At 61.0% G+C, this 9,496-nt stretch carries 11 protein-coding genes; 7 read left to right on the top strand and 4 right to left on the bottom strand.

Going from position 1 to position 9,496, the window contains the following annotated elements:
* Nucleotides 1-60: 60 nt before the first annotated feature.
* The 3 genes from hutI to hutU are packed head-to-tail and all read left to right on the top strand — an operon-like array spanning nucleotide 61 to nucleotide 4,524.
* Entirely contained in the window at nucleotides 61-1,305 is a 1,245-nt protein-coding gene (gene hutI, locus Q4Q11_RS29165) for an imidazolonepropionase (RefSeq protein ID WP_498571651.1), read from the top strand.
* Entirely contained in the window at nucleotides 1,302-2,837 is a 1,536-nt protein-coding gene (gene hutH, locus Q4Q11_RS29160) for a histidine ammonia-lyase (RefSeq protein ID WP_498571650.1), read from the top strand. Before hutI ends, hutH begins: the two co-directional genes overlap by 4 nt.
* A gap of 1 nt (nucleotide 2,838) precedes the next feature.
* Nucleotides 2,839-4,524, top strand: a complete 1,686-nt coding sequence (hutU, locus tag Q4Q11_RS29155) for a urocanate hydratase (protein WP_498571649.1) — start codon at nucleotides 2,839-2,841, stop codon at nucleotides 4,522-4,524.
* A gap of 3 nt (nucleotides 4,525-4,527) precedes the next feature.
* Here hutU and Q4Q11_RS29150 read toward each other — a convergent pair whose 3' ends face one another.
* Both Q4Q11_RS29150 and Q4Q11_RS29145 read right to left on the bottom strand, forming a co-directional pair.
* Nucleotides 4,528-4,914 carry a type II toxin-antitoxin system VapC family toxin gene (locus Q4Q11_RS29150; protein WP_113214937.1) on the bottom strand — a complete coding sequence of 129 codons (387 nt, stop codon included), beginning with the start codon at nucleotides 4,912-4,914 and terminating at the stop codon, nucleotides 4,528-4,530.
* Complete coding sequence (locus Q4Q11_RS29145; RefSeq protein ID WP_498571648.1) at nucleotides 4,911-5,183, bottom strand: type II toxin-antitoxin system Phd/YefM family antitoxin; 273 nt, start codon at nucleotides 5,181-5,183, stop codon at nucleotides 4,911-4,913. Before Q4Q11_RS29145 ends, Q4Q11_RS29150 begins: the two co-directional genes overlap by 4 nt.
* Nucleotides 5,184-5,259: 76 nt before the next feature.
* Here Q4Q11_RS29145 and Q4Q11_RS29140 point away from each other — a divergent pair, with 76 nt between their 5' ends.
* From Q4Q11_RS29140 to Q4Q11_RS29125, 4 genes are all read left to right on the top strand, one after another.
* On the top strand, nucleotides 5,260-5,838 hold the full coding sequence (locus Q4Q11_RS29140; RefSeq protein WP_498571647.1) for a HutD/Ves family protein: 579 nt from the start codon (nucleotides 5,260-5,262) through the stop codon (nucleotides 5,836-5,838).
* 78 nt (nucleotides 5,839-5,916) lie between these two features.
* Nucleotides 5,917-6,579: a sulfite oxidase-like oxidoreductase gene (locus Q4Q11_RS29135; protein ID WP_498571646.1), complete on the top strand. Its 663-nt coding sequence runs from the start codon at nucleotides 5,917-5,919 to the stop codon at nucleotides 6,577-6,579.
* A 203-nt stretch (nucleotides 6,580-6,782) separates the two neighbouring features.
* Nucleotides 6,783-8,243 carry an MFS transporter gene (locus Q4Q11_RS29130; protein ID WP_112504742.1) on the top strand — a complete coding sequence of 487 codons (1,461 nt, stop codon included), beginning with the start codon at nucleotides 6,783-6,785 and terminating at the stop codon, nucleotides 8,241-8,243.
* An 82-nt stretch (nucleotides 8,244-8,325) separates the two neighbouring features.
* Nucleotides 8,326-8,631, top strand: a complete 306-nt coding sequence (locus tag Q4Q11_RS29125) for a cytochrome P450 family protein (RefSeq protein ID WP_112504740.1) — start codon at nucleotides 8,326-8,328, stop codon at nucleotides 8,629-8,631.
* Nucleotides 8,632-8,772: 141 nt separating this feature from the next.
* On the opposite strand, the gene Q4Q11_RS29120 is transcribed toward Q4Q11_RS29125, so the two are convergent.
* Together Q4Q11_RS29120 and Q4Q11_RS29115 are read right to left on the bottom strand one after the other, a co-directional pair.
* On the bottom strand, nucleotides 8,773-9,168 hold the full coding sequence (locus Q4Q11_RS29120) for a type II toxin-antitoxin system VapC family toxin (RefSeq protein WP_498571645.1): 396 nt from the start codon (nucleotides 9,166-9,168) through the stop codon (nucleotides 8,773-8,775).
* Complete coding sequence (locus Q4Q11_RS29115; RefSeq protein ID WP_113214932.1) at nucleotides 9,168-9,392, bottom strand: type II toxin-antitoxin system VapB family antitoxin; 225 nt, start codon at nucleotides 9,390-9,392, stop codon at nucleotides 9,168-9,170. Before Q4Q11_RS29115 ends, Q4Q11_RS29120 begins: the two co-directional genes overlap by 1 nt.
* Between the last annotated feature and the right edge of the window lie 104 nt (nucleotides 9,393-9,496).

Genomic DNA, 9,496 nt, shown 5'->3' with positions numbered 1-9,496 from the left:
CTTGTCAGCCTTTCGATTATGTATATACATTATGAGCCAACGAGGAAAGGCGTAAAGCTGATGGGTGGGAATAATTTTTCCGAAGACGACGCGACGGGCCGTGTCTGGCGCAATGCCCGCCTTGCAACTTTGAAAGAGGGCGAGCCCCGGCTCGGCACGATCGAGAAAGGCGCGATCCTGACCAAGGGCGGCCGTATCGTCTTCGCCGGCAGCGAAGCCGATCTGCCCGATACGCCCGGTGCCGAGATCACCGATCTCGAGGGACGCTGGGTGACGCCCGGGCTCGTCGATTGCCATACGCACATCGTCCATGGCGGCAATCGCGCCCGTGAATTCGAGATGCGGCTGGAAGGCGCGAGCTACGAAGAGATTGCCCGCGCCGGCGGCGGCATCGTCTCCTCTGTCAACGCGACCCGCGCGCTGTCGGTAGATGAGCTCGTCACCATTGCCTTGCCGCGCCTCGACACGCTGCTGTCTGAAGGCGTAACGACAATCGAAGTGAAATCGGGCTATGGTCTCAGCGTCGAATCCGAACTCAAGATGCTGCGCGCAGCGCGCAAGCTCGGTGAGGTTCGCCCGGTTCGCGTCATCACCTCCTATCTCGGTGCTCATGCCACGCCGGCCGACTACAAGGGCCGCAACGGCGACTATATCACTGACGTCGTGCAGCCGGGCCTGAATCAGGCGCATGCCGAAGGCCTCGTCGATGCGGTCGATGGCTTTTGCGAAGGCATCGCCTTTTCGACCGCCGAAATCGCCCGCGTCTTCGATCTCGCCAAGTCGCTCGGCATTCCGATGAAGCTGCATGCGGAACAGCTCTCCAATCTCGGCGGCGCGAAGCTTGCCGCCTCCTATGGCGCGCTTTCTGCCGATCACGTCGAATATCTGGATCAAGACGGCGTCAAGGCAATGGCCGCTTCCGGCACCGTTGCCGTGCTTCTCCCCGGCGCCTTCTATGCCATCCATGAAAAACAGAAGCCGCCGGTTCAGGCGCTGCGTGACGCCGGTGTGCCGATCGCAATCGCAACCGACTGCAATCCCGGCACGTCGCCGCTGACCTCCATGCTCTTGACCATGAATATGGCCGCAACGCTCTTTGGCCTGACCGTGGAAGAATGCGTTGCAGGTGCTACGCGCGAGGGCGCGCGTGCCCTTGGGCTGCTCTCCGAAACGGGCACGCTCGAAGCCGGCAAGTCGGCCGATTTTGCCATCTGGGATGTCGAGAGCCTGGCGGAGCTCGTCTACCGCATCGGCTTCAATCCCCTCCACGCGCATGTCTTCAAGGGAAAAAGGTTCAACCGATGACTATCGTTCTCCATCCCGGCTCCGTGTCGCTGCAGCAACTGGCGACGATCTACTGGACCGGTGAGCCGGCGAGGCTCGATGCTTCCTTCGATGCCGGCATTGCCAAGGCGACGGCCCGCATCGCTGAAATCGCCGCCGGCAATGCCCCGGTCTACGGCATCAACACCGGCTTCGGCAAACTGGCGTCCATCAAGATCGACAGCGCCGATGTCGCCACGCTTCAGCGCAATCTCATCCTCTCGCATTGCTGCGGCATCGGCCAGCCGCTGCCCGAGAACGTCGTTCGCCTCATCATGGCGCTGAAGCTGGTTTCGCTCGGCCGCGGCGCGTCCGGTGTACGGCTGGAACTGGTGCGGCTGATCGAAGGCATGCTTGAAAAGGGCGTCGTACCCCTCATTCCCGAAAAGGGTTCGGTCGGCGCATCGGGCGATCTCGCGCCGCTCGCCCATATGACCGCCGTCATGATGGGTCATGGCGAAGCCTTTTATTCCGGCGAACAGCTGTCCGGCGCGGCGGCGCTCGAAAAGGCCGGCCTGACGCCGGTCGTGCTCGCCGCCAAGGAAGGCCTTGCGCTCATCAACGGTACGCAGGTGTCGACCGGTCTTGCGCTTGCCGGCCTCTTCCGCGCCCATCGCGCCGCTCAGTCCGCACTCATCACCGGCGCCATGTCGACCGATGCGGCAATGGGCTCCTCGGCGCCGTTCCATCCCGATATCCATACGCTACGGGGCCATAAGGGCCAGATCGATACCGCCGCTGCCCTTCGCGGCCTGCTTGCCGGTTCGGTCATCCGCCAAAGCCACATCGAGGGCGACGAGCGCGTGCAGGATCCCTATTGCATCCGCTGCCAGCCGCAGGTGGATGGCGCCTGCCTCGACCTTCTGCGTTCCGTGGGACGTACCCTTGAAATCGAGGCCAACGCAGTTACCGACAATCCGCTCGTGCTTTCGGACAATTCCGTCGTTTCCGGCGGCAACTTCCATGCAGAGCCGGTCGCTTTCGCGGCCGACCAGATCGCCATCGCCGTCTGCGAAATCGGCGCGATCGCCCAGCGTCGTATCGCGCTGCTCGTCGATCCCGCACTGAGCTATGGTCTTCCCGCCTTCCTCGCCAAGAAGCCGGGCCTGAACTCCGGCCTGATGATCGCCGAGGTGACCTCGGCGGCGCTGATGTCCGAAAACAAGCAGATGTCGCATCCGGCCTCGGTCGACTCGACGCCGACCTCCGCCAACCAGGAAGACCACGTCTCCATGGCCTGCCATGGCGCGCGCCGCCTGCTGCAAATGACCGAAAACCTCTTCGGCATCATCGGCATCGAAGCGCTGACGGCCGCCCAGGGTGTGGAGCTGCGCGCGCCGCTGACGACCAGCCCGGAACTGACCCTTGCCATTGCCGCCATCCGCGCCGCCGTGCCTTCGCTGGAAGAGGACCGCTACATGGCAAACGACCTGAAAGCCGCCGCGGAGCTCGTCGGCTCCGGCGCCTTCAATGCCTCGATTTCAACCGACATCCTGCCCTCCTTGGAGATGTGACATGACCAACCCACGCCATAATATCCGCGAAATCCGCGCGCCTCGTGGTCCGGAACTCAACGCCAAGAGCTGGCTGACGGAAGCGCCGCTGCGCATGCTGATGAACAATCTCGATCCGGACGTTGCGGAAAACCCGAACGAGCTGGTCGTCTACGGCGGCATCGGCCGCGCTGCCCGCACCTGGGACGATTTCGACCGTATCGCCGCGACGCTGAAGACGCTGAACGAAGACGAGACGCTGCTGGTGCAGTCCGGCAAGCCGGTCGCCGTATTCCGCACCCACAAGGATGCGCCGCGCGTACTCATCGCCAATTCCAACCTCGTGCCGCACTGGGCGACCTGGGATCACTTCAACGAGCTGGATAAGAAGGGTCTTGCCATGTACGGCCAGATGACGGCCGGCTCGTGGATCTATATCGGCACGCAGGGCATCGTGCAGGGCACCTACGAGACCTTCGTGGAGGCCGGCCGCCAGCACTACAACGGCAACCTCAAGGGCAAGTGGATCCTGACCGGCGGTCTCGGCGGCATGGGCGGCGCACAGCCGCTGGCAGCCGTCATGGCCGGCGCCTGCTGCCTCGCTGTCGAGAGCGACGAAACCCGCATCGATTTCCGCCTGCGCACCCGCTATGTCGACGAGAAGGCATCGAGCCTCGACGAAGCGCTTGCTCTGATCGACAAGTGGACGAAGGCTGGCGAAGCCAAGTCCGTCGGCCTGCTCGGCAATGCCGCCGAAATCTTCCCGGAACTGGTGACGCGCATGAAGGCCGGCGGTCCGCGCCCCGATATCGTCACTGACCAGACCTCCGCCCACGACCCGCTGAACGGTTACCTGCCGGCCGGCTGGACAGTGGCCGAACACCGGGCCAAGCGTGAGAGCGATCCGAAGGCAGTCGAAGCTGCCGCCCGCGCTTCGATGAGGGTTCATGTCGAAGCCATGGTCGATTTCTGGAACGCCGGCGTGCCGACGCTCGACTACGGCAACAACATCCGCCAGGTCGCCAAGGAAGAGGGCCTTGAAAACGCCTTTGCTTTCCCGGGCTTCGTGCCGGCCTATATCCGCCCGCTCTTTTGCCGCGGCATCGGTCCGTTCCGTTGGGCCGCTCTCTCGGGCGATCCGGAAGATATCTACAAGACCGATGCCAAGGTGAAGGAACTCACCCCCGGCAACACGCATCTGCACAACTGGCTCGACATGGCGCGCGAGCGCATCGCTTTCCAGGGCCTGCCGGCACGCATTTGCTGGGTCGGTCTCGGCGATCGTCACCGCCTCGGTCTAGCCTTCAACGAAATGGTTGGGAATGGCGAGCTGAAGGCGCCTGTCGTCATCGGTCGCGACCATCTCGACTCCGGTTCTGTCGCCTCGCCGAACCGCGAAACGGAAGCCATGAAGGACGGTTCGGATGCCGTTTCCGACTGGCCGCTGCTGAACGCGCTGCTCAACACCGCATCCGGCGCGACCTGGGTATCGCTGCACCACGGCGGCGGCGTCGGCATGGGCTTTTCCCAGCATTCCGGCATGGTCATCTGCGCCGACGGCACGGATGATGCGGCCAAGCGCCTGGAGCGCGTTCTCTGGAACGACCCGGCAACGGGCGTCATGCGCCACGCCGATGCCGGCTACGACATCGCTCTTGATTGGGCAAAGCAGCAGGGCCTGCGCCTGCCAGCCATCCTGGGGAATTGAAGCCTACACCAGCCGCACAAGACCGCCATAGCTTGCGACGGTCTTGTCGGCGGTGATCAGAGAAATGCCTTCAACGAAGGCTTGAGCGACTAGAATTCGGTCGAAAGGATCTTTGTGAATATCGGGCAAATCCGCGACTGCCGCCGCGTGCTGTCCGAAAACGGGTAATTCTTCATATCCGTTTTCAAGCAGATTTTCGCGAAGCCTGCGAGCATCGATGGTAAAGTCTGAGCGAGCGCGTCCGGTCTTGATCGCCACTTCCCATATGCTGATCGTTGAAAACACGATTGTATTATCGAGATGCTCAATCAGATCGCGGGCTTTCCGAGGCAGGCGCTGGGACATGCCGGTCATCCAAAGCAGGATGTGGGTATCGACAAGAAACCTCATTTGTCTTTGATTTGTTTGAAGTCCTTGAGATTCCCATAGAACATCTCTTCGATTTCATCGGCCATCATCGTGTCGAAGTCCTCGGGCACGGTAAATTGGCCGTCCATAAAACCGATGCGACGCTTCTTTGGCGCCTCTTTTTCTTCGATCGGCACGACCTTCACCATCGGCTTGCCCGCCTTGGCGATGATGAAAGCTTCGCCCTTGGCGGCTTTTTCGATCAGCCGCGATAAATGCGTTTTCGCCTCATGTATGTTGACGGTTTCCATAGCAGGCTCCGAATGGACTTAGTCCACTAAACTTAGTTTACTCCGAATCGAATGGCAATGATTGGACAGGAAATCTATGGCGCCGCCAAAAATCACGCTTCTCCGCAGCAATGATCACCGTCGGATGCCCTGGAAAAACGGCGGCGGGGAAACGGTGGAGATCGCCGTTTCGCCCGAAGGCGTCGGGCTTGCCGATTTCGACTGGCGCGTCAGCATGGCGACCGTTGCCACGGATGGACCGTTTTCGGTTTTTCCGGGTATCGATCGTACGCTATCCATTCTCGATGGCGCGGGCATGACCCTCTCCATCGAGGGGCGCGCACCTGAGCGCCTGACGCAGAAAAGTGAGCCGCTGCCTTTCGCGGCCGACGCGCCGACGTCGGCGACGCTGATCGATGGCACGATTACCGACCTCAATGTCATGACGCGGCGGGGGCGCTTTATGCATTCAGTTCGTCGCTTTGCTATCGATGGAAACGACGATGTCTCTTTCGAGAGCGGGACTACCCTTGTTCTTTGCCATCGTGGCAATGTGGAAATCGATGGAATGGCGCTTGACGCAGGCGATTGCCTGCTTGTCTCGGAAGGTGACGTCGCCGGGCGGTTCATTTCGGGTAAGGCGCAGCTGTTCTGCATCGCCATTAAGGCAATATAGCCGGCTATGAGATGCTCTTCGGCTTGACATAAACTCGTACCGATTATCCTATTTCTGCGTAGCAGAGAGGATTCCTGCATGAGCGAAGACCAGATCCCCGCCGATAGCAAGCTCACGACTTCCAAGCGCCGCTGGGCGGCGGAAGGCAAGTTTCTGACGGGGCGTGTCAGCCGGCCGGAGACGGAGCGGCTGCCGCCGGGACAGCATCTCGTCAAGAACTGGCCGGCACTGGATCTCGGGGTGCAGCCGCAGGTGTCCTTGTCGAGCTGGCGGCTCGATGTGATCGGCTTCGTGGAAAAGCGGCTCAGCCTGGATTGGGCGGCTTTCCAGGCGATCGGGCAAAGCACCCACGTCACCGATATCCATTGCGTGACTACCTGGTCGCGCTACGACAATCGCTGGGAAGGGGTTTCGACGCGCGATCTGCTTGATCTCGCCATGCCGACGGCCGAGGCGCAGCATGTGCTGCTGACGAGCTATGACGGCTATACCACCAACGTGCCGCTTGCTGATTTCGCCGCCGAGGATGCGATCCTGGCGACCGCCTGGGAAGGCCAGCCGCTGACGCATGAGCATGGCGGCCCGATGCGCCTCGTCGTGCCGCATCTCTATTTCTGGAAGAGCGCCAAGTGGCTGAACCGCATCGAACTCATCGGTGCCGACAGAGCCGGCTTCTGGGAGAAGAACGGCTATCATATGTATGGCGATCCCTGGCGGGAGCAGCGTTATTCGGACGATTGATACCCCAGAGAGGCGGCAATCCGGCAATGGGGCCTGTATTAGACCTCGCGGAGATCGCGGTTTCTATGTCACCGTGTCAATTTTTGATGGCGCCATCTGGATTTGTGGCTTTGCAAGCCGCTGACATGGGCGTATTCGATGATCGTATGATTACAGCCGGCAATGCGCGGCTCCTTTGAACGCCAGTCTCCGAATTTCACGTCATGACCGTTGCCCGGACCACAGAAGAGCTTTCCGAAGCAACTTTCGGCCGGCAGTCCCGCATCATCGCTTTTGTCGTCGCCGTCTCCTTTTTCATGCAGATCCTGGACGGCACGATCGTCACCACGTCCCTGCCGCAGATGGCGAAGACCTTCGGCGTCGAGCCGGTGTCGATGAGCATCGGCATCACGGTCTATCTGCTCACCATGGCCGCCTTCGTGCCGCTGGCCGGCTGGGCGGGTGATCGCTATGGCGCACGGCGGGTATTCCTGGCGTCGATCACCATCTTCACCGTGGCTTCGCTGTTTTGCGGCCTCTCGGGCAATCTCGCCGAATTCATCATTGCCCGCGCCGTTCAGGGCGTCGGCAGTGCGCTCATGACGCCCGTCGGCCGCATCATCGTGCTGAAGAATGCGCGCAAATCCGATCTGGTGCACGCCATGTCGATGATCACCTGGCCGGCGCTGACGGCGCCCGTCATCGGCCCGGTGCTCGGCAGCTTCATCACCACCTATCTGAGCTGGCACTGGAACTTCCTGATCAATATCCCGATCGGCATCGTCGGCCTCGGTCTCGTCCTGCGCTTCGTGCCGGATCAGCGGGAGGAGAAGGTCGCACGGCTCGACTATATCGGTTTTCTGCAATCGGCGGCGGGACTGACCTTCCTGCTCGCCGGCCTGGAATTCGTGGTGCAAGGGACCACGGGACTGGCGCCCAGCATTGGGCTGATCGGTGCCGGTGTGGTTTTCTCCGTCATCGCCACCCGGCATTTCATGAGGGTCGATGCGCCCTTGCTCGATCTCTCCGCCTTCAAGGTCCAGACCTTCGCCATGTCGACGCTTTCGGCCGGCACGGCGAGCCGTGTGGCGATCAACGCCACGCCCTTCCTGATTCCGCTGCTCTTCCAGGTCGGCTTCGGCCGCACGGCGATCGATGCGGGCACCTATCTGCTGTTCTACTTTGCCGGCAATCTCGGTATGAAGGCGATCACGACGCAGATGCTGAAAATCTTCGGCTTCCGCAACGTGCTTGTCGTCAATGGGCTGATCTCGTCGGCCAGCATTGCCGGGTGCGCGTTCCTCTCGCCGTCGACGCCGGACCTCTTGATATATTGCCTGCTATTCATCGCCGGACTTTCGCGGTCGATGAACTTCACGGCGCTGAATACGCTGGGGTTTGCCGATATCCATGCGGCACAGCGCAGCTCCGCCTCGACATTGTCGAGCATGCTGCAGCAGGTTTCGCTGCTGCTTGGCGTTGCCGTCGCCGCCGCCGTTCTCAATCTTTCGCGTATCATTCATGGTGGGGAAACGCTTTCGTCCGTCGATTTTCGCTGGGCTTTCCTTGTTGTTGGCTTTATCGGTGGCATCTCCGCATTGCGTTTTATCAGCCTGCCGCACGATGCCGGCGCAGAGGTGTCCCGCCATAAAGTGAAGACCCGATCAAAACCTTCAAATTCTTAACGATATTGACAGGCAAACCGCTGTAAAGTGGCCTGCCGGTTCCCATATGAAACTCGAGTTAACTCCCACAGGAGGCAGTCCCATGCTGCTCAGAACCCTCGCCATCTCCGCTCTCGTCGTCGGCATGTCCAGCGCCGCCATGGCGGAGCAGGTGCACAAGCATCACCCCAAGCGCGTCAATGTCGAGGCGTTCCAGGCCGATGTCGGCAGCGTCGACCATTCGAAGGACGCTATTCTTCCGGACGGCACGATCAATACCGACCCGTCGGTGACCGGCCCGATCCGTGCCGGCGATTCGATGTCTCGCCTGCAATGCGCCGCCGCCCCCAACTCGGTCGGCGTCCGGTCGAACACCTATGCCGCCGGTCCGGCCTCGCTCTGCCCATAACGATTTGACCGCATCGGGCGGCCTCAAGCGCGGCATGCGTTAGAGCAGTTCAGTTTTTCACGGAATCTCTGAACCGCTCTATCTCTTTGTTTTCACGCAATTCCGGACGGAAAACCGCTGCGCACTTTTCCTGGAATTGCTCTAGGCCAGTTCGATGTCCGTCTGCCTGAACCGGTCACTTTTCGACAATAGCGGCTGGCGGTAATAGCGAGCGCAGGCATAAGTTATGCAATCGTCAAGGCTAAGGCGCGCCGGATGGTCGCCTTGGCCATAGCGCTCGTAAGCCTCGGTCGCCAAGGCGGCGGCGCGGGGCGGCACGGCGAGCTGCTGAATGTTCATGAGCTGCAGAAACGTGCGAACAGCTTCGCCGGCCTCCGTCGGCGACAATCCCAAAACAGCGGAAATCAGGATTGCGGCATTCGTGGCCGCCAGTGGCGAGGTCATTCTTGCCGTTGCCGGCTGTATGCGGGTGGCGAAGGCGTGCGCCTCTTCCTCGTCGGTCATCATCGCCGACAGCACCGAAGCATCGATAAACATCAGGCTTCTCCTGTCGTGGCGTTTTCACCCTTCGCCATCGCCTTCTCTCTGAGATTGCGGCAGAAGGCGACGGCAACATCGGTAAGCGCAGGCTTGGTCAGCTCCTCATCCAGCGCCTTCTGCAGGGCGAGCCGTACGGCTTCCGTTTTGGTGGGGGCCTTGGTCAGCACCTGATAGCGTCGTGCCAAGCGATCGATAGCATCGTCCTTGATATAGAGCGGCATGGAATATCCTTTTGAATTTTATGGATATCCTTAAAGTGTATCTCCCGTGAGGACAACCGCATCTGCAGGTGGCCTTCGCGATATTTAGATGACGAACATCATTT

The organism is Rhizobium sp. UFLA01-1127 (assembly GCF_059803845.1).
The sequence above is the reverse complement of the archived record's forward strand: the minus strand, read 5'-3'. Positions and strand labels throughout refer to the sequence as shown.